Origin of the sequence: Pseudovibrio axinellae (assembly GCF_900110875.1) — a bacterium.
Classification (GTDB): domain Bacteria; phylum Pseudomonadota; class Alphaproteobacteria; order Rhizobiales; family Stappiaceae; genus Pseudovibrio; species Pseudovibrio axinellae.
The window spans coordinates 18,615-42,564 of sequence record NZ_FOFM01000017.1; the positions used below are offsets into that span (position 1 = coordinate 18,615).

General features: G+C 51.9%; 20 protein-coding genes and 3 pseudogenes. 6 read left to right on the forward strand and 17 right to left on the reverse strand.

Annotated elements, in window-relative coordinates; genetic code table 11:
• The first annotated feature begins 7 nt into the window (after positions 1-7).
• On the forward strand, positions 8-613 hold the full coding sequence (locus tag BMZ51_RS21085; RefSeq protein ID WP_074882309.1) for a recombinase family protein: 606 nt from the start codon (positions 8-10) through the stop codon (positions 611-613).
• A 508-nt stretch (positions 614-1,121) separates the two neighbouring features.
• On the opposite strand, the gene BMZ51_RS21090 is transcribed toward BMZ51_RS21085, so the two are convergent.
• The 4 genes from BMZ51_RS21090 to BMZ51_RS24650 form a co-directional block, all read right to left on the reverse strand.
• On the reverse strand, positions 1,122-4,898 hold the full coding sequence (locus tag BMZ51_RS21090) for an Ig-like domain-containing protein (RefSeq protein WP_161941234.1): 3,777 nt from the start codon (positions 4,896-4,898) through the stop codon (positions 1,122-1,124).
• A gap of 458 nt (positions 4,899-5,356) precedes the next feature.
• Complete coding sequence (locus BMZ51_RS21095; RefSeq protein WP_068008495.1) at positions 5,357-5,560, reverse strand: hypothetical protein; 204 nt, start codon at positions 5,558-5,560, stop codon at positions 5,357-5,359.
• Between the two features lie 75 nt (positions 5,561-5,635).
• Complete coding sequence (mauJ, locus tag BMZ51_RS21100) at positions 5,636-7,027, reverse strand: methylamine utilization protein MauJ (RefSeq protein ID WP_068008498.1); 1,392 nt, start codon at positions 7,025-7,027, stop codon at positions 5,636-5,638.
• A gap of 515 nt (positions 7,028-7,542) precedes the next feature.
• Positions 7,543-7,707: a PAAR domain-containing protein gene (locus BMZ51_RS24650; protein WP_082825678.1), complete on the reverse strand. Its 165-nt coding sequence runs from the start codon at positions 7,705-7,707 to the stop codon at positions 7,543-7,545.
• 53 nt (positions 7,708-7,760) lie between these two features.
• Here BMZ51_RS24650 and BMZ51_RS21110 point away from each other — a divergent pair.
• Positions 7,761-8,060 (forward strand): annotated as a pseudogene (locus BMZ51_RS21110) (IS6 family transposase); the annotation flags it as partial.
• A gap of 44 nt (positions 8,061-8,104) precedes the next feature.
• Here BMZ51_RS21110 and tnpC read toward each other — a convergent pair.
• The 7 genes and pseudogenes from tnpC to BMZ51_RS24575 form a co-directional block, all read right to left on the reverse strand.
• On the reverse strand, positions 8,105-9,205 hold the full coding sequence (gene tnpC / locus BMZ51_RS21115) for an IS66 family transposase (protein ID WP_208979614.1): 1,101 nt from the start codon (positions 9,203-9,205) through the stop codon (positions 8,105-8,107).
• Positions 9,206-9,234: 29 nt separating this feature from the next.
• A complete protein-coding gene (locus tag BMZ51_RS24390; protein WP_208979615.1) occupies positions 9,235-9,543 on the reverse strand; it encodes an IS66 family transposase in 309 nt (102 codons plus the stop codon).
• Between the two features lie 185 nt (positions 9,544-9,728).
• Positions 9,729-10,076 (reverse strand): IS66 family insertion sequence element accessory protein TnpB, encoded by a 348-nt coding sequence (tnpB, locus tag BMZ51_RS21120; RefSeq protein WP_068006540.1) that lies wholly within the window; start codon positions 10,074-10,076, stop codon positions 9,729-9,731.
• Positions 10,073-10,456 carry a transposase gene (locus BMZ51_RS21125; RefSeq protein WP_068006537.1) on the reverse strand — a complete coding sequence of 128 codons (384 nt, stop codon included), beginning with the start codon at positions 10,454-10,456 and terminating at the stop codon, positions 10,073-10,075. Before BMZ51_RS21125 ends, tnpB begins: the two co-directional genes overlap by 4 nt.
• Positions 10,457-10,513: 57 nt before the next feature.
• Positions 10,514-10,756, reverse strand: coding sequence for a hypothetical protein (locus tag BMZ51_RS21130; RefSeq protein WP_068006535.1), 243 nt, complete (start codon positions 10,754-10,756; stop codon positions 10,514-10,516).
• Positions 10,757-10,758: 2 nt separating this feature from the next.
• Complete coding sequence (locus tag BMZ51_RS24570; RefSeq protein ID WP_244271387.1) at positions 10,759-10,905, reverse strand: helix-turn-helix domain-containing protein; 147 nt, start codon at positions 10,903-10,905, stop codon at positions 10,759-10,761.
• Between the two features lie 57 nt (positions 10,906-10,962).
• Positions 10,963-11,300: pseudogene (locus BMZ51_RS24575) on the reverse strand (recombinase family protein); the annotation flags it as partial.
• A 131-nt stretch (positions 11,301-11,431) separates the two neighbouring features.
• On the opposite strand from BMZ51_RS24575, the gene BMZ51_RS21140 reads away from it, so the two are divergent.
• Positions 11,432-14,449, forward strand: a complete 3,018-nt coding sequence (locus BMZ51_RS21140; RefSeq protein ID WP_068006533.1) for a Tn3 family transposase — start codon at positions 11,432-11,434, stop codon at positions 14,447-14,449.
• Positions 14,450-14,487: 38 nt separating this feature from the next.
• Here the strand turns inward: BMZ51_RS21140 and BMZ51_RS21145 are convergent, their stop codons facing one another.
• The gene (locus BMZ51_RS21145; RefSeq protein ID WP_068006531.1) at positions 14,488-15,753 is read right to left on the reverse strand and encodes a DUF4158 domain-containing protein; all 1,266 of its coding nucleotides are present in this window, start codon (positions 15,751-15,753) and stop codon (positions 14,488-14,490) included.
• Positions 15,754-15,900: 147 nt separating this feature from the next.
• Between BMZ51_RS21145 and BMZ51_RS21150 the strand changes: the two are divergent.
• Both BMZ51_RS21150 and BMZ51_RS21155 read left to right on the forward strand, forming a co-directional pair.
• Positions 15,901-16,542 (forward strand): annotated as a pseudogene (locus BMZ51_RS21150) (recombinase family protein).
• A gap of 79 nt (positions 16,543-16,621) precedes the next feature.
• Positions 16,622-16,870, forward strand: a complete 249-nt coding sequence (locus tag BMZ51_RS21155; protein WP_082825639.1) for a recombinase family protein — start codon at positions 16,622-16,624, stop codon at positions 16,868-16,870.
• 164 nt (positions 16,871-17,034) lie between these two features.
• On the opposite strand, the gene BMZ51_RS21160 is transcribed toward BMZ51_RS21155, so the two are convergent.
• The 5 genes from BMZ51_RS21160 to BMZ51_RS21180 all read right to left on the reverse strand — a co-directional run bounded on the left by BMZ51_RS21160 (position 17,035) and on the right by BMZ51_RS21180 (position 22,455).
• Positions 17,035-17,901 (reverse strand): endonuclease/exonuclease/phosphatase family protein, encoded by an 867-nt coding sequence (locus tag BMZ51_RS21160; RefSeq protein WP_068006529.1) that lies wholly within the window; start codon positions 17,899-17,901, stop codon positions 17,035-17,037.
• 3 nt (positions 17,902-17,904) lie between these two features.
• Positions 17,905-18,963 carry an ABC transporter ATP-binding protein gene (locus BMZ51_RS21165; RefSeq protein ID WP_068006527.1) on the reverse strand — a complete coding sequence of 353 codons (1,059 nt, stop codon included), beginning with the start codon at positions 18,961-18,963 and terminating at the stop codon, positions 17,905-17,907.
• A gap of 4 nt (positions 18,964-18,967) precedes the next feature.
• On the reverse strand, positions 18,968-20,068 hold the full coding sequence (locus BMZ51_RS21170; protein ID WP_074882311.1) for a carbohydrate ABC transporter permease: 1,101 nt from the start codon (positions 20,066-20,068) through the stop codon (positions 18,968-18,970).
• Position 20,069: 1 nt separating this feature from the next.
• Positions 20,070-21,026 (reverse strand): carbohydrate ABC transporter permease, encoded by a 957-nt coding sequence (locus tag BMZ51_RS21175; protein WP_068006524.1) that lies wholly within the window; start codon positions 21,024-21,026, stop codon positions 20,070-20,072.
• A gap of 64 nt (positions 21,027-21,090) precedes the next feature.
• A complete protein-coding gene (locus tag BMZ51_RS21180) occupies positions 21,091-22,455 on the reverse strand; it encodes a sugar ABC transporter substrate-binding protein (RefSeq protein ID WP_068006522.1) in 1,365 nt (454 codons plus the stop codon).
• Between the two features lie 157 nt (positions 22,456-22,612).
• Here BMZ51_RS21180 and BMZ51_RS21185 point away from each other — a divergent pair, with 157 nt between their 5' ends.
• Positions 22,613-23,707 carry an ROK family transcriptional regulator gene (locus BMZ51_RS21185; protein WP_068006520.1) on the forward strand — a complete coding sequence of 365 codons (1,095 nt, stop codon included), beginning with the start codon at positions 22,613-22,615 and terminating at the stop codon, positions 23,705-23,707.
• Positions 23,708-23,950 lie beyond the last annotated feature (243 nt).

Here is a 23,950-nt window from a genome sequence, read left to right on the forward strand (position 1 = left end):
GGTTCAATTGGGACAACGTGCCGCTATTTATGCCCGGGTTTCCACTTCCGATCAGTCCTGCGAACGCCAAATTGAAGAACTAACAGCCTTCGCTGAACGTGGTGACTTTGAAATAATCGGAAGCTTCAAAGAAACGGCTTCCGGCACCACGAAAAATAGGCTTGCTCGCAATCGAGTTATGGACTTGGCCCAAGCCCGAAAAATCGATGCTATTCTTGTGACTGAACTCTCTCGGTGGGGACGCTCTACTCAAGACTTATTGGATACTTTGAATAGGCTGGCTGGTTGGAAAGTCTCCGTTATTGCAATGAACGGCATGACGTTTGAGCTCGATACTCCCCACGGACTCATGATGGCAACCATGCTCGCCGGTGTAGCTCAATTTGAGCGTGATATGCTCAGCGAACGGGTAAAATCCGGCCTTGCAGCTGCAAAGGCACGTGGCAAAAAACTGGGGCGCCAGAAAGGGGACCGGCCTAAGTCAGATAGACTGGCACCAAAGGTGATCGATGCCATAGAGAATGGTAAAAGCTACAGATGGATAGCCCGTGATTTAGGGATCAGCAAAAACACCGTCACCGATATTGTCAAAAGGCACGCCCAAAAGCCTTAGAGTGACATTCCGCCCCCTACTGGATCAGACCCCTTTTACGCCGTTATCATGACAGACAACGACATCGGCCTGCTGCGCCAGACCCCAGAAAACTCACGCACTACCTGAAACAAGCTCAGCAACAGGCCCGAACCGGGTACCCGATCCCGATATTCCAACTGCCACACCTGTGCCAAGAAAATAGAGCGTTACTGCTGAACGCAGGTCCGTTTAAAGCAGTTTACTAACGTAGCACGTAGCAGTGTGACCATTGCTGTCGTTGGCTTAGTCACGGATCAGCCCCATCCAGAGCGAGATGTCATTCTAGGATTGACCTTAATCAGCTTGTAATCAGGGCCAAGAGCCGCCGTTAGGGTGTTTCCAGCAAAGGTTGAAGCGGTCCGAGTTGCGGCGGTTGGAGTTGGTACAAGGCAGAAACTACACAAAAGGAAGAATTGCTTTTCGGATTAGTCGAAAAAACGGTGGTGCCCGCATTTATCATAATGCAAACACCACCATATGCTTATGATCAGACAAATTCAAAGTCGTCTGAATGAAGTTCAGAGACCAGAACACCTGTTAGGGTCACGGAGTTGTCTTCATCAAGCACAATAACTGTATTTGACCCATCATCCGTCGCAGCGGCCACAACAGCATCATAATCAGCAAACACATCCGCATCAAAACTGATCACGTCTTCGGATCCCTCTCCGGCGGTGAAATCTGCAATGACATCATTGCCGAAGGAAGAACTATCAAATACAAAGGTGTCGCTGCCGTCAGCTCCTAACAGAACATCATCCCCGGAAGTTCCTGAGATAATGTCATCTCCATCCGTTCCAGTCAGCTGAACACGCCCGTCATCCAACAGTTCAATGCTGCTGAGCGTCGTACCGTCAGCAAACTCAAAGCGTTCAATTGTCTGAGAAAGGCCGGATATCCTTAGCTGATCACCGCCCTCATTTCCAATCCAATTGAATTCCAGGACCGTTCCATAAGGGCTTTCATCGCCGTATTCGTAGGTCGTAAAAGTTACGCCCTGCAAGCTGAGGTCCTTGAAGATAACCGTATCACTGCCATGATCGGCTGACTCGTGAATAAGTGTATTTCTACCACCGAGACCGAACAAGTAAGTATCATTTCCATCGTATCCACGCAGATGCTGACTTCCACTGCTTGCGGTTCCAGCATCCAGGATATCGCTCCCATCGCTGCCAAAAATAAGGTCAGCGTTTGTAGTACCGTAGACAACATTGTCTGCACCTTCAACCCCGTAGAGTTCCAAGCGCCCATCATCCCGTACGGAAATATTGCTCAACACCGTCCCATCAGCAAACTCATAGCATTCGATATTTTCTCCCATATTAGCAATCTGCAACTGGCCCGCGAGGCGATCGCCATCTGCTTCCCAGGAGATCTTCAGAGCAGTCCCGTTACCATCATCGTGCTCAACCGTAGTGATGATCAGGTCAGAAAGAGACAGATCCTCAAAGACAATCGTATCAAACCCGCCATCAGCAATTTCCGTGGAGTAGTCAATCATAGATGATCCACTGTTGGCCCAGATGGAATATGTATCATCTCCCGTAGTGCCGCTAAGGATTTCACTGTCCCCTGCCACAGTTACAGTAGCCGTCGCCGTTGAGCTTTCTCCTGCGCCGTCTGTAACCGTGTAAGTGAAGGTGTCTGTAAAAGTTTCACCAAGACCAAGTGAGCCCACCAGATTTGTCGGATCATAAGAGAGCGTACCATCCTCGTTCACTGTCAATGACCCAGCCGTGCTGGTGGTATCCACGGTGAGACTATGCATGTCGGAACCATCAGTATCAGAATAATCCGGCGTGACTGTAACAGCGCTGTCCTCATCGGTGCTGGCTGTGACCGCCGCAGCCACAGGCGCATCATTAGCACCGTTAATTGTTACAGTGACCGTATTCGTAGAGCTTGCACCGGAGCTGTCGGTTACCGTGTAGCTGAAGGTATCTGTGGTGCTCTCACCAACGGCCAGGTCCTCAAACGCACCATTGGGATCATAGCGGAAGCTGCCATCAACCAGAGTGACAGCGCCCGATGTTTCGCTTGCATCAAATGAGATCGTGTGGGTGTCTGAGGCTTCCGCATCTGTAAACACCGGGTCGATCAGGACACTGGTGTCCTCTGAGGTTTGCGCAGAAAGACCAGAAACAACAGGGGCATCATTCACGCCTGTGATTTCAATTGTGACGGTTTCAGTGGAACTCGTGCCGGAAGCATCTGTAACCGTATAGGTAAAGGTGTCTGTGGTTGTCTCACCAGCTGTCAACCCATCAAACGCACCACTCGGGTCATACGAAAACCTACCATCCTCATTTACCGTCACCGAACCAGCCGTATCGGAGGTATCCACGCTGAAACTGTGGGTGTCTGAAGTGTCTGCATCTGAATAATCCGGTGTGATCGTGACAGAGCTGTCCTCATCGGTACTCGCGGTAACTGCAGCAGCCGCAGGCGCATCATTAACACCGTTGATTGTCACCGTGACAGTATTTGTGGAGCTTGCACCACTACCGTCCTTTACCGTGTAGCTGAAGGTATCTGTGGTGCTCTCACCAACGGCCAGGTCCTCAAACGCACCACTCGGATCAAATGAGAACGTGCCATCGTCATTCACCGTCACCAAACCAGCCGTACTGGTGGTATCCACGCTGAAACTGTGGGTGTCGGAACCATCAGTATCAGAATAATCTGGCGTGATGGTAACAGAGCTGTCCTCATCGGTACTCGCCGTGACCGCAGAAGCCACAGGCGCATCATTGGCACCGTTGATTGTCACAGTAACGGTATTCGTGGAGCTTGCACCGGAACTGTCCGTCACCGTGTAGGTGAAGGTATCTGTGGCGTTCTCGCCAGCGGCCAGGCCCTCAAACTGACCAGTCGGGTCATAGTGGAAGCTGCCATCAACCAGAACAACTGCACCCGATGTCTCGCTTGCATCAAATGTGATGGTGTGGGTGTCTGAAGCTTCCGCATCTGTAAACACCGGGTCGATCAGGACACTGGTGTCCTCTGAGGTTTGCGCAGAAAGACCAGAAACAACAGGAGCATCATTCACGCCGGTGATTTCAATTGTGACGGTTTCAGTGGAGCTTGCACCGGAGCTGTCTGTGACCGTGTAGGTGAAGGTGTCTGTGGCCGTCTCACCTGCTGTCAGCCCATCAAACTGACCACTCGGATCATATGAGAATGTGCCATCGCCATTGACGGTAACTGAACCAGTCGTATTGGTGGTATCCACACTGAAACTATGCGTGTCAGACGAATCTGCATCTGAATAAGACGGCGCAATCGTAATGCTGCTGTCTTCGTCCGTTTCGCCTGAAACTTCAGCGGCCACCGGCGCATCATTCTCTCCGGTAATGGTAACTGTAACCGTCGCGGAAGCACCACTCCAAGATCCATCAAGTGCCATATAGACAAAGCTGTCCGTTGCCGTTTCACCTGCTCCCAGATGGTCGAACTGGCCGTTTGCATCGTAGGTAAACGTGCCGTCAGAATTTACGAGGACACTCCCTTGTGTCTCAGCATTGTTGACACCAATCAGATGTGTGTCTGATGTGTCCACATCGCTTACACCATTATTGATGATAATGGTTCCACCTTCATTCACCTCAGCTTCTACAGCCACAGCAACCGGCGCATCATTCTGGCCGGTGATGGTCACAGTCACCGTCTCAGTGGAACTCTCACCTGCAGCATCTGTCACTGTGTAGGTAAAGCTGTCCGTGGTTGTCTCCCCAACCGCCAGATATTCAAACTGGCCCGCCGGATCATAGGAAAAGGTTCCGTCATCATTCACAGTGACCGTGCCGAGCGTTTCGGTGGTATCCACGCTCAAGCTGTGCGTATCAGAGGCATCCGCATCAGAAAAGTCGGGAGTGATTGTGACTGAACTGTCTTCACCCGTGGTCTGACTGGTTGCGACAGCCACAGGACCATCATTCTGGCCGAGAAGTCTGACGGTAACGGTTGCTGTTGAACTCGCCCCGGAGCTATCTGTCACCGTATATGTGAAACTGTCATATGCAGTTGTGGTGTCATCTTCCAGGTCCCCCGCATAGGCTGCCAGATAATCAAACTGGCCATTTGGATCATATGAGATTGTTCCGTCATTATTTATGGTGACAGACCCAACCGTCCCTGTCGTATCAACAGTGAAACTGTGTGTATCCGATGTATCAATATCAAAGAACGAAGGCGTAATCACAACAGAGGTATCTTCAACCCCTGTTTCTTCAAAAGAATTGGCAACAGGAGGGGTATTTGTCATTTTGAAAGCCCATATATGAATCATGAAATCACTATCCATATATATATGCATGAGTAATTAAGATTGTAAATTTATTTTAAAAAACCATAGGTTGATGGAATTCAACAGAACAATGCACAGTAAGAAATGCACCCGCTATGACTTTTTTTGAAAGGGAATACCAAGGGAGTTTTACGCTGCGGAGACAGCCCTATAAACAAACATAGCCCTATGCGCTTGCAAAATAGCCGATAAGTGCTGCAGGTTATATTATGCCCCACAAGCGTGTCTTCTTTCCGTTCCCCATCGCGAGTTGAGAAAGGTCAATCAGAAGAAGCAGGGCGCACTGGCAAGGCGCGCGCAGTAGCTGTCTAAATGTCAGCATCGGTCACTCAGCAACAAACTAACCAAAACCGACCTATGGTTGAAGTCACGCGCGACCTAAAGTTCCTAGATTAAGGCCGAATGTCTGCAAAGGGTCAGTCGGGTATTTCCAGATCGTCAATAAGAGCGACTGTAGGAGCCTTCAGTTGGACGTGTCTCAACCCATAATGGAAACGCCCGAAGGTCAGCTCATGACCATTAGCGGCCATTCGGCCTAAATCTAAACGTCTCCAGCCGGTACGTGACTTCAACCATGAGTCGATTTTGCTCAGCTTGCTGTTGATGGCGATATCAGTCATCCGCTGCGGCTCCGTCCGTCGAAGCGACCTTTACGATATAAGCTAACGTTCTTGCCCTAAAGATAGCTTGGTGCGTCAGGTAGTGCTTTCGATTTTGCGCCGTGTATCTGCAGTAGAGAGCCAGAACTTAATATCCTTGTCGAACTCTTCTGGATTCACGAGCACATTAACTGGCAAAAACGCGTCCTTTCGCGAAATTTCCTCACCTGTTTCTGTATCTACAATCTCTAGGCTGCCATTCAAGTAGTACCACTTGAAAAACTCTATCATTTGAGCTTTGGTTTCGGCGTAGTCAGCGGATTCATCGTCGGAAATCCCATAGATGCCATCATGAATATCAAACTCCAATTGTTCATCTTTGAAGTTGAGATTGAATTTCACCCCCAGTGAGCCGTCTTCTTTGCCGTAACTTAGTTGAACATTGGACCCAACTTGTTGCATTTGTTTCGGCAGTAAGCCTTCCAACGAGGGGAAACTCGGCCTACCCCTCAAACGTAGCGATATAACAGGGAGGCCAACACGCAAGTCTCCTTGAATCTGTTCAGAGCTCTTAAGTTTCTCGACAAGCTCGCTCCCAAAAGCTTTCTTGAAACCTTCTAACTCATAAAGGTGCTCGCGATCGATTGTTGACGTAGTTTTGACCCCGAACTTTTCTTCTATTGCCAAGACAGCGAGGAACTCAATTAACGGAAGCTCGCTAGACAACCGGTTTATGTCTGCTGGGTCGTCCGGGTTGATAATTGGATCTTTGCCTGCATGTGCAATCGCGCAGCGGCTTGCCTCGAAGAGATGTTTCGACACCTCTTTCGGATCTCTTTTTTTCAAATTGGTTAGGGCATCTAACGCAAGGCTGTCTTGATAGCCACTGATTAGCACTCCTTTTGCCTTCAAATTTGTTGGAGCATCTACCGAACAGCTTTCTTGAATGCGAACTATTGCGTCAATCATCCATTTTTTTCGATCTTCCGAGTTGCTGTACGCAACTTCACAGACACGAAAATAGTTTAAGAAAGAGAAGGCGGCGTGGTTCAATTCGCGCCCTTCGCGCATCAAGGCCAATGCCAACTTTGCTTGATTATCCTCTATTTTGGGTAGGTAGGGGTAATCAAACTCCTCTCGGATAGCATAGCCTCCTTCATGACCTCGCCTCTTTGAGCGAGGTAAATCACCCATTGTAAAGGAGTTTACGACAATGCTGCGACTATCTACCCACGAGATAACGCTAAGAAATTGTAAGGTTCTTTTCTGCAATTCTTCAGCGGTGATGTCTTCCGCGCATGCTGCAACACCAGGGTAGGCATCCTTAGTTACTGGAATGATCCAGTAATGGATGCCTTCATGAATGATTGTGTGCAACTTCGTCGGCCACGAAACTGACGTATCAATATTGGCCACGACCCAATTTCCGGTGCGCTTGAGCGCTCCCGTCCAGACGTCTTTTATATCCAAGGTTTCAGGTTTCATCATCAGCTAACTAATCTCTGGGCACTCACCGAGCAGCGTTACGAACAACACAACCTAAAAATCTTACGCAAATTATTGTTTAAAAGAAACAATATACTCATGTGGGAGAGTAATAAACTATCATCCTAACCCGCATCGCAAATGGCAGAAAACGGCCGGTACACAATGCCTCGTAGAACATAAAGTTTCATACTCATCGCGACTAATCAGCTCTTAGCGACACTTTTTCTTAAGTAATAAAGATTCATACCGAAAGAGCCCTTTGCTGACCTTCATCGGAGCGCGATTTTTCGCAGGTGCGGCATATTACTGTCTGACCCTTTGCGGACATTCGAGCCGACATGGGACACAGACCGCTGGGACGTTCTTGCTATTTCTGATTGTGTTCATTCTACACGGTCGCACGTCACAATTTTTGGGCTACTTACAGTTCCAGCTCGAGAGTTTATAGACTTCTCTAAAGCAAGCTTACTTGCAGACACCGAACAGATGAGCGCTATTACCTGAATCCTAGCGCCTTATTCAATTGTCACAACCGGTGATCCAGAAGTAATGCTTCCACCGCAGCCGATTGCATCACCGACACGGGCAGCAGGTTTACCGTCAATCGTCACTATTGAAGAACCTGCCGAGACTGAACGTGGATGCGGTGGAGCTGGGCAAACAGGGCAACCATGTGGAATTAGGGTGTTATCAAGTTAACTTTGGCTCCAGCTCCGATTGGTAGTTGGGCAACATGACTTGTGCTCCGATCAGTTACAAACGCCATCGCTTTCCACCCGAAATTATCGCTCACGTTGTTTGGCTCTACCACCGCTTCTCCCTCAGCCTGCGCGAGGTTGAGGAGATGCTGCTGGAGCGCGGCATAACCCTGTCCTATGAAACCATCCGCAAGTGGGGGATCAAGTTTGGCCCAATTTACACTCGTCAGTTACGCCGCAAAAGAACACAAAGCTCGGATATCTGGTATCTTGATGAGGTTGTGATCAAGATCCAGAACCAGCGATACTACCTGTGGCGGGCTGTTGATCAGGAGTGAGCGTCCGGCGAACCTGACCTATTTAACTTGAACAGCTTCAGTTACGCTGATTTATCAGCGTAACACCATGGCATGAGGTCGTTGATGCGGTTGATCTTGTGATCAGCAATTTGAGCCAGCATCCATGTGAGCCAAGCTTGCGGGTCGATATCATTGAGCTTTGCTGTTTCAATAAGGGTATAGGCGATAGCCGCTGCTTTTCCGCCACCTTCTGATCCCATAAAGAGATAGTTTTTTCGTCCAAGTGCCACTGGCTTCATGGCCCGCTCGGCCGTGTTGTTGTCGAGTTCCAGATGGCCATTATCCAGATAAGGACGTGCTTTGGGCAGGCGCGTGAGGGCATAGCGGATTGCTCCGGCCAAGGCTGACTTGCCGGATATTCTGGAAAGCTGCGTATGCAGCCAGTCTTCCAGATCATCGAAGACGAGCTTGGCTTGTTCTTGCCGTTGTCTCACTCGCTCCGGCGGCGGATTGCCGCGCACCTGTTTCTCGATCTCATAGAGTTTTGCAATCCACTGGATGGCCTCGCCCGCGATACTTGAACCTTGCGAGGCGTGAACATCGGCGAACTTTCGACGAATATGCGCCATACAGGCCATTTCTACAGCTTTGTCTTTTCCAAACAATGCCTTGAAACCCGCATAGCCATCAGCATGTATCCAGCCTTTGTAGCCGCGCAGATGTCCTTGCGGGTGCTCGCCTTTGCGGTTGGCGGTAAACTGGTACCAGGCCAGAGGAGGAGCCTGTCCCCTCCAGGGACGCTCGTCCCTCACATAAGCCCAGATCCGGGCGGTTTTTGTCTTTTTGTTACCCGGTGCCTGAAGCTTAACCGGGGTGTCATCAGCAAAAACCGCGTTGCCCTGCCTGACCATCCGGCCAATGGCATCAGCAAGTGGCTCCAGCAGAGCAGTGGAGCGGCCAACCCAATCGCTCAACGTGGAGCGGTCCAAATCAATGCCCTCCCGGTCATAAATCTGAGACTGGCGATAGAGCGGCAGGTGGTCGGCAAACTTCGAGACTAAAACATGAGCCAGCAGCCCCGATCCCGGACGACCGCGCTCGATTGGCCGGGAGGACAGCGGGGATTGAACAATTTTCTCGCAGCATGAACATGACAGCCGCGGGCGAATAATCCGGTTCACGACAAAACGCCGTTCGGAGGGCAAATGATTCACTGGATCATTTGCAATTCCGCCTCACTATACTCCAGTTCTTCGGTGATATCCTCGCCAAACTGCTTCAGTGCAACACCACAGCAGCGACAATTATCGCCGGGAACAAGCACCGTATCGCTTCGCTCCAGATGAGCTGGCAGCGGCTTGCGGCTGTACTGGCGCTTTTCCTTTTTGTCTGAAACTGAGGTCGCATCCTGCTGTTCCTGCGCAGCCTCGCCGATCTCCTTGTCCTCAGTATGATTGAGGTTGAGCTTATCAAGGGTTTCCGATTTCGATCCGAACCGGTGCCGATTGGCACCATGCAACTAATGCTGGAGTTGCTCAACCTTCAGTGTTAAAGCCTTCACTTCCTCAGTCAGAAGCTTATTGACGGCTTTCAGTTCAGCCGGAACTTCCGAAGAGATGTTGAGGTCCTTGAGCATGAAGAGAGTATACAGGCACTCCCGTAAAAAGCTAAGAAAAATCACCTCAACCTATTGCAATTATTTATCTATCCGGAGGTTAAAGGCGTCCAGGTACGAGCCGGTGTGCGCCAATCAATCCCTTCGAGCAACATCGACAACTGGGCAGCTGTTATATGGGCTTTGCCTTCCTTGGCCGCAGGCCACACAAACCTTCCCTTCTCAAGCCGCTTGGTGAACAGGCACGCGCCCTGGCTATCCCACCAAATTATTTTCAAAAGATCCCCCCTGCGCCCACGGAACACGAACAGGTGGCCCGAGTAAGGGTCCTCCGCCAAAACCTGTTCTGCTTGAGCCGCCAGAGTATTAAAACCCCGCCGCATGTCCGTTACACCTGCTGCCAGCCAGACACGGGTATTGCTCGGAACCGGGATCATGTGCACAGCTCCCGTAAGATCTGCGCCACCAGAGCAGAGTTGACTGGCCCGCTCAGATGAACGTGATGACCGCCCGCAAGCCGGTTTTCCAGGCAGAGCGGTTCCCGATCTCCCTCAGCTTGCTCAGCATTCACCACAGCCGAACTCAGCATGTTCTCTTCGACGATGCGAACAGAAACAAAACCTGCTCCAGTTGTGGCTATTGAACTCCCTTCAAGCGTGGGATTGTAACGCGGATCTTTCAGCCAGTAATAAAGCCGCGCTTTTCTTATACCATGGCGCTTTGCCACCTGAGCTACTGGTAAACTCCCCTCCAGAGCCTCCTGACAAACCGCGCGCTTGTCCTCGTCACCCCAACGTCGTCCTTGGCTTTCTGTCATTATCGAATTCCATGCAGATAAAACTACACGCAGATTAACGAAGAAAAACCACCGCTGTTAGGTCGGGTTCACCGGACGCACACGCCGGAACTCCGCACCGTATCCGACCGCTTTTCGCTCCGTGGGATCAAGAAACCCGGAGGGCGCGGATCTGGTAATCTGACCATCGGTTTTGCGGAAATGGTCCAGCGCTGCCAGCAACGGCTTGATGTGTGGTTCCGCCTGGAAAGACAGGGACTTCACGACGCCCGACACCTGGTTTTGGGATGTGCGGCTGAGAGGAACAAAAAAGTACCACAAGGCTATTTTTTCTCCAGACAGCGATAAATTGTTGCCGGATGCACGCCAAATGTCCTTGCGACAGCACTGATTGATTTGCCCTGATGAACGAGGTCTCGGGCAATTTCTTTTTGCTCCGGGCGCAACTTTTGTGGCCTGCGAAATGCCACGCCGCGGGCTTTGGCTGCCTCGCGTCCCTCTTGGGTTCGACTTAAAATCAGGGTGCGTTCGAACTCGGCAATACCGGAAAAAACTGTCATGATCATCTTTCCGGCGGGCGTTGTCGTATCCGCCCATGGCTCTTCAAGCGATTGTAATCCTGCTTGTTTTTCATTGATGATCTCAGTGACACGCAAAAGCTCAGATGTAGATCGGGCAAGACGGTCCAGCCTTGTGACAACCAGCACGTCGTCTTTCCGCAACTGACTAAGGAGCTTTTCCAGCTCCGGCCGGTACCGGAGACTTTTTCTTCAAACAGCATTTCACATTCGGCCTGTTCCAGCCGCTGAGCCTGTCGATCCAGGGTTTGATACTCGGTTGAAACGCGTGCATATCCCAGTTTCATACAGCCTCTCTTGTGAGTGTGCAAAAATTATTGCAAAAGTAGTTATTTTCGCACATATTTTTTGCGAAGGATTCCTTGTGTTTTTCTCGTGTGCTCCGTAAGCCTCGCAAAACTTGTAAGATTTGCAAAACATGCCCACCCGCCACCTTACTGCTGATCTGCGTAACACCTTGGGCCGCTTTACTGCCGATCCGACACCTGAACAGTTGGCCAGATACTTTCATCTCGACCACAGCGACCTTGATGTCATTCGAACGCTTCGCGGCGAACGCAATCGCCTCGGATGCGTGGTCCTGCTCTGCAGTGCTAGATTTCTTGGCACTTTTCCCAGAAGCGAAGAGGACGTCCCGCAAGGTGTTATCGTTAGCTTGTGTGGACAGCTGGATTGTACGCCTGACACAGACCTCTCCAGCTATTTCGACCGCAAAACCCAGACTTTTAAGCGGCACAGTTTTCTGGTGCGGGACAAATTTGGGTTCACCGAGTTTGGTAACAGCGGTTTTGCCTATTTCCGTTTGTGTCGCTGGCTTTATTCTCAGTACTGGAGCGGTGAAGATCAGCCCGGACTTTTGGTCGAGCGAGCTGTTTCTTGGCTGGTTACAAACAAAATTCTGCTGCCCGGCATCTCCACTCTTGAAAGGCTGGTTGGCCGCGTCAGGGAACGAGCGCAGACCAGATTGTGGCACCGCCTGATTGCAGGGCTTACTGACGAGCAGCGTCAGCCTATTGCAGCTTTGTTTCATGAGAGTGATCCGGCTGCCTTTGCCGCTTTGGATTCTTTGCGCACAGCTTCCAAAAAGCGGGCTTCTACGGAGTTCTTCCGTCATCTTGACAGACTTGATGCAGTCCGTGCCTTTGATATGCGGCCAATCCCGCCCAAAGGTGTTCCAGCGGTCAGTCTTGAACGATTGGCTCGTGTTGCTCGTACCAGCAAGCCTTCTGCTATTGCCGCTTTGCAAGAGCCACGGCGCACCGCCACTGTTGCCGCTCTTTTTTACACTCTCGAGGCAACCGCGCAGGATGATGTTACTGAACTTGCCGAAGCCCTGCTGGCGGATCTGGTTCGTGATGCGGAAGCAGCCAACAACCGAACCAGATTGAGAAGTCTGCGTGATCTGGATGATGCAGCTCTTGTTTTGAGCGAAATGGCCCTTCTCGTCATAAGCGAAAATCGTATGCCGCTGAACGACTGGCAAGAAGCATTGTTCAAAAAGTTGCCACGCCCTCAGATTGAAGCGGCAATGGGGAAAGTCGCTGCGATTGCTCGGCCCAACCCCTCCAAGCCTTATGATGAGTTGCGTTTGCGCTGGCGTCGAACCCGGCGTTTGTTTTTTAATATTACAACCCGCATTGAAACCGGATCTGCACCAGGTGGAGAAGATCTCGCCAAGGCCGTTTCTGATCTTAAATCCAAGCAGGATTGGTCGAGGGCAACCATGCGAGATGCACCGACCAGAGCCATTCCAAAGCCATGGCGGCAATACGTACTGGATCAGAACGGTCAGGTAATTGACCCGAAGGCGTACGTGTTTGCCACTATTGATGCTTGGCGTAGCGCTCTTAAACGGCGCGATGTTTTTGCTAAGCCGGGTATTAGATATGGTGATCCTCGCCTTGGTATGCTTGAGGGATCCCGCTGGCAAGAAGCCAAAGCAATGGTCTGTCGCAGCCTGAGACGCTCCCTCGATGCCACAACAGAGCTGAACAAGCTCTCCGACCTGCTTGATAAAGCCTATCTTCGCGTCGCTGATCGTGTCCCCAATAACCCCGATTTGCGCATTGAAAATTCTGAGGGGAAACCAAGGATTGTTGTGACACCACTGGATCGATTGGAGGAACCCGACAGCCTCAAAAAGCTTCGCCCGATGGTTCACGCCCTGGTGCCCAAAGCAGGTATTACCGATATCTTCCTTGAAGTCATTGCCCGTACCGGGCTTGCTAAAGCCTTTACTCACTTGAGCGAGCGTCAGGCCCGGGTAGAGGATTTCGAAATCAGTCTGTGCGCCGCTTTGATTGCACAGGGCTGCAATGTTGGTTTCGAACCCCTGATCCGCCCCGATATTCCAGCGCTGCGTCGCAGCCGGCTGTCGTGGATCATTCAGAACTTCATTCGTCCAGAAACCATAAGTGCTGCCAATGCACTTTTCATTTCCGCTCACAGCCGGTTGCCGATCACGGCGCACTGGGGCTCGGGAGAAGTTGCCTCTGCAGACGGCATGCGCTTTGTCGCACCCTCGAGTGCGATCCATGCTGGACCCAATCCCAAATACTTCGGTCAGGTGCGGGGAATAACCTGGTACAATATGATCTCGGATCAATTCAGCGGTCTGGGAGCCACCGTAATTCCGGGAACCTTGCGGGACAGCCTCACAGTTCTTGCCCTTCGGCTCGAACAGGAGAGTGAGCTGGAGCCGCTGGAGGTCATGACAGATAGCGCGGCTTATTCCGATGCAATATTTGGGCTGTTTTGGTTGCTTGGCTACCAGTTCAGCCCGCGGCTGGCGGATATAGGTGGCGCCAAGCTGTGGCGCATCTATAAGAATGCCGATTACGGCCCCTTTGATGAGATTACCGATGGCACCGTCAACATTCAGCTTATCAGTGAAAACTGGGGGGATCTGATCAGATTGGCAGGATCGCTTAAGCTTGGCCACCTGAAAGCCGCCAGTGTCATGCGCATGCTGCAGATCAAGGATCTCCCGACCACTCTTGCCAAGGCCCTTTCCCAGCTTGGGCGGATCATCAAGACACTGCACATCCTGCGATATGTTGATGAACGGCCGTTTCGGCGGCGCATTCTGACCCAATTGAACCGTCAGGAACTGCGACATAAGCTTGGCCGTCGGATCCATCACGGCGAACGGGGAGAAATCAGAAAACCTATGCGTCATGGCCAAGAAGAGCAGCTTGGAGTTTTGGGGTTGGCCCTCAACGCTGTGATCCATTGGAACGCAACCTATATGCAGGAAGCGCTGCAGTGCATCAGCAATCAAGGTATGAATGTCGACCCCGTTGATATCGCCCGCCTGTCTCCAATTTTCTGGCGTCATATCAATTTCCTCGGACGATATGAATTCGCCCTGCCGGAAAACGTCCGAAGAGGGGAACTTAGGCCTCTTAACGATCCTAGTTCCGAATACGACTTTTGAAAAGACCAATCAATCCTTGTGGTACTTTTTCGTTCCTCTCAGCCGCACATCCCGTTTTGCAGGCGTCGGGATCTGGCTTCCAGAATATCATAATATCGGGCATCCTCGGCCTGCGATACACTTGCATCGTTCTTCATGTCTTTCAGGATGGCATCCGATAGCACCGGTTCGGCATCGACTGGAAACAACAGGAGATGCAGGCTGTCCAGCTTGTCGGCGTTGGTGAGGTCGTCGGCTTCGAACACGCCGCGCAGGGTCGCCATGGCGGATTTGAAGTGATCCTGGAAAGCCTGAATCTGCGCCCGCAGTTTTGCCGCCTGCGACTTTCTCTCGACATAGCACCAATCCTTGAACTCGCGGGTTGCCGCAGTCTCGGTCGTCTTGACGGAACTGAGCAGCGTGGCAACGAGATTGTCCTGGAGGGCATAATATTGATGGATGACAAAGGCGATGAGGTGGAGGTAGCGGTCGGCTGGCTTTCGACGCCGCAGATCGTGAGGATCTGATTTCATCACGGTGAGCGCGTAGTTGCGTGCGCTGTTCCGATCCCAGCTCAATATCTCGATGATCGGCTCGAGTTGCTGGTACAGCGCTGACAGATCGGTATGATTGGCCAGTCTGTTCTTTACAGCCCGGGGACGAACGGATTGAGAGTTCTGTTTCAGGACAGCCAACCGGCTGCGTGTGATCCCGTCACCTTCCTGGCTCTCACCCAAAAGCAGATCAAGTTCGTTGGCAAGCTTCTCCGGCAAATGGGCTTCGACCAGGGCTGTCTCGCGGGTTCTGAAGCGCCCTATGGCTGACAGGATCATTTCTTGCAAGCGGCGAAAGCCCGGGATTGCGATCCGGTTCGTCAGCAGATGGTCAACCGCGACCTGGAAAATAGCTTTTGGTTTTTCGTGTACCCTGACCTTCTGGTCGATCAAATGAGATAGCTGCAACTCGCCGTCACCCTTCAGAGACCGGAAGCCGGACAGGCGCTCTATGGCGCGTTTGTGACGCTGACGCGTCCGATCTCGGTAGGCGCCTGCCTCGAACAATGCCGCGTCATGCCCCAGCCTGCCGGCAACGTATGCAATGTCGTTGGAGTAGAATGTCTCCGGAGCGAAGCATCGCCGACCATGGCGGAAGTAGCCGGCATTCAGACAAAATCCGATCTGATGAAACGGGTTTCGCAATTGCTCGGCCTCCTTTTGGAAACCGAGCGGAAAATCGAAGGCAGCTTTGCGCTGCGCGGCGTTCATCCGGGGCGGTGTGTCGAAGGCGCGCTGTTCGGCCGGCGAGAGAATTTGCATGCGTGGCATGGGGTGCGTCTCTTTTGGTATCGAGGGAGGTTTGGTATTCTTTCTTCGTGAGAGGGGATGTGATACATGTCTAGCCTTGTCGGCGGGCCGTTTTGCTGACGTCACACAAACGGTCGTCTGTGATACACCCATGATAGGAGTGTAAGCATGAACCTCGGATATGCCCGGATTTCCAAAGCTGACGGCTCACAGGCCCTCGACCTGCAGATAGATGCGCTCGCCGCTGCTAATGTGGCTCCTGATCACATCTACAAGGACAAAGCGTCGGGAAAACGGGAGGACCGGTCTGGCCTGGAGGCTTGCCTGAAAGCCCTGCGTAAAGGTGATACTCTTTATATATGGAAGCTCGACCGGCTCGGACGTGATCTCAAGCACTTGGTCACCACCGTGCGTAACCTCTCGGAACGAGGTGTCGGGCTCTGAGTTCTCACTGGCCAGGGCGCCAATATCGACACAACTGCGTCAAGCGGAAAACTGATATTTGGGATATTCGCGGCGCTGGCCGAGTTCGAGGGTGATCTCATTCGCGAACGCACCATGGCCGGTCTCGCTGCTGCCCGCACGCGGGGTCGTAAAGGCGGACGCCAATTCGAATTGACCAAAAACCAGATCCGCCTGGCTCAGTCCGCCATGGCCAATCGGGACACCAGTGTCGCTGACCTGTGCCGTGAACTCGGCATCAGCCGCGCAACCCTCTACCGCTACGTCGGGCCGGCAGGCCAGCTACGTGATCACGCAAGGCGCGTCCTGAAAGTTGAGCGCGATACACCGCCTGGAGCCAGTACATGACCAAAAGCCAATCTGATCAGGCAAATAACAGGGCCGTAAATCCTATGTCGCATTCGGTACCTTTGCGGGGATAGACCCCATGATGACGCAAATGCTCGGCTCCTTTGCTGAATTCGAGCGGGCTATCATGCGCGAGAGAACAATGGCTGGCTTGCAGGCCGCCCGTGAGCGAGGCCGAAAAGGAGGGCGTCGTCCAAAACTGACAACCGAACGACGCTCTGAAATCATAGGTATGTTGAAAGAAGGTCGCTCGGCTGCTGAGATTGCCAGAATCTTTCGAGTTCATAGGGCGACCGTGGGGCGCATTCGCGCAGAGGTCAAAAAATAAGTTCTCTTATTGTTCTCTTACGTGGCCATTTTCGCAGCGACGTTCACACTGGGCCTGCCACCCTGCCCACGTAGCGGGTGAGCAGGACCCGATTTACAGCTTGCGCCCATCACGTGAGCGCAACACCCGCCAGTATAACCGGCGAGCCATTTGCACAATGCCCTTTAAACATCCAGTTCCACATGAAGCGGGTAATGGTCTGATCCTTGTGCTTTTACATCTATCCAAGCTTTTTGCAGTTTGGGTGCAAGACTGCTGGAAATGAAGCAGTGGTCAATCCGGTACTGTTGACTGATGACCGAATACCCGCTTTGCTCCTCATGACCGGCCAGCACATATGCATCTGCAAATCCTTGCGGATTAATGAGCCTGCCGTATTTCTCGCAAGTCACGCCCACAATCATTGCGTATTCTGGGGAGGCATGGGTAAAGTTCATGTCGCCCATCAAAATGGCCTCGCGGGGCATAGGCGGCATTTCACCTTGCGTCCAACCGGCACGAGGGTCGGGATGACCACCACACCACGCGCCGCCCTCCAGCGGAGCCCGGTTGACGATATCCATGAGTGCGCCGACCTGCGGACGTCGTGTTTCGCTACATAGGTGGGACAGGTGGGTGCAATAGACACGTAATGGCGCACTGGGCAAATCCAGCACCGCCTCCAACACCCCTTGCTGGATGGAATGCTGTGTCATGGTCCCGTATTTGGGCAACGGAAAATTGCGCGAAGAGACAATCGGGTGGCGCGAGAGGATCATCGTGCCAAACTGGCGGCGCCGGTTTTGCACCGCTCCATTTGCATCCTTGTGGGATGCGTCCATATCCAGGTTCGCCCCATAGACCCAGTAATACTCTGGAAGCAGTTCGGCGAGTAGTGCTGCCTGGTCAACATCACCGGAGCGCTCCCAAAACCGCTCCACCTCTTGCAGCGCAATCACATCCGCCCCGCGAAGCTCACTTGCAATGCGGGCAAGGTCGTTCTTACCATCCGCGCCAAACCCGTACTGGATGTTATAACTCGTAAATTTCATTGGTTATGCTGCCAGTCTGTGTTGGGTACGCTGCCCATCAGTTCGATCAAAAAGAACGGCCTTGTCCGTATCAACTGCAATTTTCACCCCATCCCCAGCTTGCAGGCGGGGCAGGGCACCAACCTCCAGAACGCGCAGCACACCCAGATCAGTGCGAACAGCATACAAAACCTCACGACCCATCGGCTCAACACCAATGACCTCCCCTGCAAAGCCTTGCTCTGCAAAGTGAAGGTGCTCTGGCCGCAGACCGAGCATAACGTCTCCTTCCAGCATTCCGGCAATACCCATTTGCACAGAACCGCAGGCCAGATTGGTGCCCTTTGCGGTCGCAGGAAGCAAGTTCATCTGAGGCGAGCCGATGAACCCTGCAATAAACAGACTGGTGGGCCTCAAATATAGATCATCTGCAGACCCGGATTGTTCTATGCTCCCCGCATTCATACAAACCACCCGGTCTGCCATTGTTGTGGCTTCCAGCTGATCATGCGTCACCAAAATGGTCGTCACCCCAAGCTCGCGTTGCAGCCTCTTGATTTCCGTACGCATGGTCATACGCAGTGTTGCATCTAGGTTGGAAAGCGGCTCATCCAGTAGCAAAAGGTTGGGTCGTTTGATCAATGCGCGGGCCAGAGCCACCCGCTGTTGCTGACCGCCAGAAAGCTGGGCAGGGCGGCGCTCCAGCAATGCGCCAATTTCCACCAGCTCTGCCATTTCCCTGGCCTGCCTGCGCTCGTTTTCTCCCACTTTGCCTTTGAAACGGAGGGGAAACAGGATGTTATCCTCCACGCTCATGTTTGGGTAAAGCGCATAGGACTGGAACACAATTCCAACATTGCGGTCCTTGGGCTCAACATCATTGACACGCTCTCCATCAAATAGAATGTCACCTGATGTGGGCGCATAGATGCCAGCAAGCATCATCAATGTGGTCGACTTGCCACAGCCCGAAGGACCAAGCAGCGCCACCAGCTCCCCATTTGCAATCGAAAGGTTCAGGCCGTCGACAGCAGGTTTGTCACCCCAGGACTTGGAGATGTTTTTAAGATCAATTTGAGACATGAAGTTACCCTTTAATTCCGCCTACAGACATCTGCGTGAGGTACTTTTGAGTGAACACATAAAGCAGCAAGGCAGGCAGCAGGTAGAACACGCCAACAGCTGCAACAAGGCCATAGTCAACGCCCATTACATCCTCAGAGACGTAGTAGAGGTAAAGGCTCATCACCCAATATGAGGAGCCAGTGCGAAGGGAGGAAACAAAGATGTATTCTTCCCAGCCTTTGATAAATGCAAAGATTGCAATCGCCATCATGCCCACACGTACCTGGGGTAATATGACTTTGGCAAACGCTTGCTTGCGGCTTGCGCCATCGACAAGGGCGCTCATCTCAATGTCCCAGGGTACTGCATCAAAGAACCCCTTCATAATAAAGATGAAGAACGGTAGTTCCAGCGCGGTAATAACCAGCATTGGTGCAACCAGCGTGTTCAACAAACCGGCATAGTGGGAAATGAGGAAGATCGGGATAATCAGCGTCATAGCCGGGAAAGCCTGCAAAACCAGCAGGCTTTGCAAAAACCCAGCACGCCCTACAAATGCAAAGCGAGACAGATAGTAACCTGCAAGCGTTGATACGATGACGACAATGAGCGTTTGCGCACCAGCCAGCAACAACGAGTTTCCAAAGGCTTCCCAAACCCACGGGAACTGACCTCCCGCAGTGCCTTTACCAAGTGTGCCTTCAACAAGATCAGGCGTCACAAGGAAACGGTAGTTGAAGAAATGAAATTCGCCGCCGATGAAATACACCAGCAAGGCAACAGCAATCAGCGCCATTACACTGCCAGTGATAATCCGCGCACGGGTTGTTTTGAGCAGCATGTGGGCTGCTCCATAACTAAGGACAAGCGGGCCAAGGATTGCACAGGAAATCCACATGGACCCAGATTCCGGTTCACCCAGCTTTGCGGTGAACGAAATCATGAACATCCAGAAATAGGGCAGGATCACTGGCAGACTGCAAACCGTCAAAAACACCAGTAGCAAGCCCAAACGCACGCGCCGTGCCAGCTTTGACTTTCGTGCAATTGCTGTCCAGTCACGCGGCGCAACGTGCTCAGCGTCAGGTCTAGGTGATGTGGGAGCGAGAAGAACCTCAGTCATCTTAGTGTACCTCGATTCTCGGTGCTTGAAGCAGCTTCTTCATGTTGGTTAGCCGCCACAGGCCCAACGCTGCAATCACACCAATAATGATCAAAATGAGAGAAATAGCAGCACCATAAGCGTACTGCCCACCGCCCACGCCTGGTGCCAGAGATTTGGTAAAGGCAAGCATGGCCAATGTCATAGTTGAGCGCGCTGGCCCCATAAGAAGCCAGATATATTCAAAGGAAACCAACAGTGCGAGCGTCTGATAAACGGTGATGTAGCTCAGCGGCCAACGCAGCGCAGGGATCACGACAAAGCGGATTATGGCAAGTGGACCAGCCCCATCCACTTTTGCAGCGTAAAACAGATGTTTGGGAATACTGCGGATCGCACTTGTGAAGATAATCATGCCCATGGAGGCGCCGATAAATCCGTTCGCCAGAATTATCAGAAGCATAGGGTTATCGAGCTTCAGGTTGATGGGCTCTAGACCGGAGTACACCAGTATCTGGTTCAGCAAACCAGTTTCCGTGGGCGTAATCGTCCAGTGCCACAACAGGGCATACACCACAGAAGGGCTCATGCGTGGCAGCAGCCAGACCGCCCGATAAAATGTGCCAAGACGTTCTGGAATGGATGTGGTTGTGATAGCAAGGATCAGGCCGAAACCGACATTAAAGAACAAGAGTGTGCAAAACACATAGATGGCAGAAAGGATTAGTGCCTTGTTGAAGGCATAGCGCAGAGAGAACCCGAGTAAGGCCTCGTCATCTGCTATAAACAGCTTGGCAAATTGTTTGGTTGTAAACTCGCGAAAATCTACCGTTTGATGCATGTCGGAAAAAGCGACAAACAGGTTCAGGATGATCGGCGCAACAAAGAACAGCAGCAGCAGAACAATTGCTGGCCCCATAAACAGAGCTGCATTTGACATTTGCCGTCGTTTGCTGCGGTTCATCAACGTGGTTTGCATGAATAATGGCCTTAACAAAGAAACCGGAGGAGTGAACTCCCCCGGCATTGGTTTAGCGACTGCCTCAGTCCAGAATAATCACGTCATCGCTGAGCTCAGCTTCCAGCTCCTCGATCACAAACTCAGCAGCTTCTTGCGGGCCCATTTCGCCAGTTTCTACCGCCTGCACGCCCTGGAAGGTGATCGAGTTGTACTGCCCGATTTTTGAATGATTTGGCATGAACTGCGCGTATTTGAGCAACGGAGTACCTGCAATCTGCAACCACCCTTTTTCGACGAAGTCAGGCATGGCAGTTTGGCCGAAGGTGATTGGAGTATGGTTGGTGGTCACTGCGTGGCGGGTATTTGGAACGGGCTGAGAGGCCAGAGCAACCAACATTGCTGCAAGTTCTTTTTGGTCCGACTGCTCGTTGACCACATAAACGATCGGATGCGACATGTTGGAGGGAGACCCACCCTTTGCTGCCGCTGGTGCATTCGTCCATGTGATTTTATCGAAGTACCCGTCTTTATCATCCAGCTCCAGACCAAAGGCCTTAATCTGGTTGTTGCCATGCCAAATACCATGGAACTTGATAAGAGCTGTTTTTTTGCCTCTGAACGCGTCGTGAACAGAAGACCAGTCCCAGGAGGTAATGTCAGCAGGGATTGCCTTCTTTTCTACGCAGTAGCGCAGCCAACCGTAATATTCGGTTAGCTTACTCTTTGAGATCTGAAGCTTGGCCTGCTCCTGATTATACATTTCGATGCCAAAGGAGGCCATAAGCATCTGGAAGTCCGGTCCGATATTGGGCCGGTGCAGCAGTCCTTGCTCTGCAATTCCTTTTTCAACGGCTTCACCTGCAACATCGCACAGATCGTAAAGTGTAAATTCTCCAGAATTTACCGCAGCAGGCAGGCCCGCAATAAACTCCTCAGATTTGCCAAGCGCACGCAGCTTGTCGTTGTTGTAAAAAAACATGCGCACTTCAGAATCCTGCGGCACGCCATAGCGGTTCCCCTTGTAGGAGACAGAGGTCCACAAGGAGGGGATCATATCTGCATAAAGATCCGGGACAGAGGCAATATGCTCCTCCATGTTGGCTGCAAAACCTGCTTCCACAAACGAACCGATCCATTCGTGTGCAGCAACCGCAATATCTGGCGCTTCGCCAACACTATGCGCTTTCAGCAAGTCAAGAGCATCAGCATCAAAACCCTTTGCGTTGGTTTCGATCAACTCCACCTTGACGCTCTTTTCAGAACCAGAGGCCTTGAGCATGGCATTGAGTGTTTCGGCAGCAGCAACGATATTGCCTGCCCTTAGCGGACCAGCACGATCGGCACGAGACCAAAGTTTAACTGTAATTTCCTCAGCCATAGCTGCAGGAGCAAACGAAAGAGCGGTCGCAGCAACCACAGCTGAACCAACAATCGATCTGATTGACATAAGAACCCTCCCAGGGATGAAATGAACATCGGCAAAAAGCCGTCAGAGACCGGATTATTTTTATTTAGTTAGTTTGACTAATTAATGACAGTTTGGCAAGTATGGATTGTATTACCCAATTTATACGCCGTGTTGTAAGCGGCTCGAGGCCCGGACTTTGCCCCTTTCTCTTTCTGAAACACAACGCCAAATCATCGACTTGTTGCGCCGCGATAACAGCCTTTCGCGGGTGGACCTGTCAGATAGAATTGGAATCACGCCAGCATCGATCAGCGTCCAGATTCGCACGATGCTCGGCACCGGGCTGCTCCAGGAAGGGCAAAAAAAGCGCATTGGTACCCGCGGTCAACCTGCGGTGTCACTAGAGTTGATCGGCGATGCAGCCTATGCCGCCGGCCTGTCCATGTCCCCCGATCACATAACGATGATTATCATGGATTTGGCGGGCAAAGTACGCGGCGAATATCGTCAGGAAAACACGTTTAGCTCCGTGCAAGAAGCCAGCTCATTTGCAAGCCAGAAACTGCTGAATCTCATGGCAGAACAAAACCTGCCGCGAGAGCGCCTTACAGGTATTGGTCTGGCGCTTTCTGGTAACTTTTACGCCGACAAACAGGGCCTCATTCTTTCCAGCAGCATGCGGGCGTGGCATGCAGATGAGCTTGTTGAGCAGCTAAATCAGGCACTGAGTGTCCCCGTGGTGGTGGAAAATGACGCCACCGCCGCCGCAACCTTTGAAAACATGCTCGGCAATCCCAGCGGATATGAGGGGTTCTTTTATGCCTATATCGGCAAAGGCATCGGCGGCGCCTCTGTGATGCAGGGTCAGGTTTATCGTGGTCATAACGGCAATGCAGGAAACCTTGGCGTGCTAACCCGGTGGGGCAAGTCGCGCCCTTCCTCGCAAGACTTATTGGAGTATCTTAAACAACACGGAGAGGATGCATCCTCTTCCTCCAAGCTCATTGCAATCTATAAGGCAAAACCAAAGCTGTTTGATCCATGGCTGCAAAAAGCCAGCCTTCAGCTCACCGACATGCTCTTTCTGGCCACCGCCTTTTATGATCCGCAAGGCATAATCCTTGGCGGAACCATGCCGCCGGAGATTCTGCAGGCGCTTGTTGAACGCGTCGATTTTGAAAAGCTGGATCAGATGGACCGGGCAACATTAACACAGCCGCCTGTTTCCGTATCACAGTACTCTGGCAGTTATGCCTCCGCACGCGGCGCTGCTGCACTCGCACTACGCTGAGCCCGACACAACCTGACTATGTGCCCTTGTTGGCACTTGTCCCGCACTGCAAAAATGTTGAGGAGCCACCCTTTCGAAAAGGGAAAGGGGGCTGCATAACCAGCCTACGGCACACAAATACAAACGATAAAAACAACAGAATTTCCAATATCGAGAAGTATATTTACAGAACCAACTTCACTTCCTTCCTATGAAAATTGCATAACTGAAGTTTTAATCATGCTCCTGTGCACGAAAATGCTG

Excerpts from the sequence above, each read along its gene's own strand:
- BMZ51_RS21170 (WP_074882311.1), bottom strand. The coding sequence starts at position 20,068 with ATGACTGAGGTTCTTCTCGCTCCCACATCACCTAGACCTGACGCTGAG.
- BMZ51_RS21090 (WP_161941234.1), bottom strand. The coding sequence starts at position 4,898 with ATGACAAATACCCCTCCTGTTGCCAATTCTTTTGAAGAAACAGGGGTT.
- BMZ51_RS21145 (WP_068006531.1), bottom strand. The coding sequence starts at position 15,753 with ATGCCACGCATGCAAATTCTCTCGCCGGCCGAACAGCGCGCCTTCGAC.
- BMZ51_RS21095 (WP_068008495.1), bottom strand. The coding sequence starts at position 5,560 with ATGACTGATATCGCCATCAACAGCAAGCTGAGCAAAATCGACTCATGG.
- mauJ (WP_068008498.1), bottom strand. The coding sequence starts at position 7,027 with ATGATGAAACCTGAAACCTTGGATATAAAAGACGTCTGGACGGGAGCG.
- BMZ51_RS21175 (WP_068006524.1), bottom strand. The coding sequence starts at position 21,026 with ATGCAAACCACGTTGATGAACCGCAGCAAACGACGGCAAATGTCAAAT.
- BMZ51_RS21125 (WP_068006537.1), bottom strand. The coding sequence starts at position 10,456 with ATGACAGAAAGCCAAGGACGACGTTGGGGTGACGAGGACAAGCGCGCG.
- tnpB (WP_068006540.1), bottom strand. The coding sequence starts at position 10,076 with ATGATCCCGGTTCCGAGCAATACCCGTGTCTGGCTGGCAGCAGGTGTA.
- BMZ51_RS21165 (WP_068006527.1), bottom strand. The coding sequence starts at position 18,963 with ATGTCTCAAATTGATCTTAAAAACATCTCCAAGTCCTGGGGTGACAAA.
- BMZ51_RS21180 (WP_068006522.1), bottom strand. The coding sequence starts at position 22,455 with ATGTCAATCAGATCGATTGTTGGTTCAGCTGTGGTTGCTGCGACCGCT.
- BMZ51_RS21160 (WP_068006529.1), bottom strand. The coding sequence starts at position 17,901 with ATGAAATTTACGAGTTATAACATCCAGTACGGGTTTGGCGCGGATGGT.
- BMZ51_RS21140 (WP_068006533.1), top strand. The coding sequence starts at position 11,432 with ATGCCCACCCGCCACCTTACTGCTGATCTGCGTAACACCTTGGGCCGC.
- BMZ51_RS21155 (WP_082825639.1), top strand. The coding sequence starts at position 16,622 with ATGATGACGCAAATGCTCGGCTCCTTTGCTGAATTCGAGCGGGCTATC.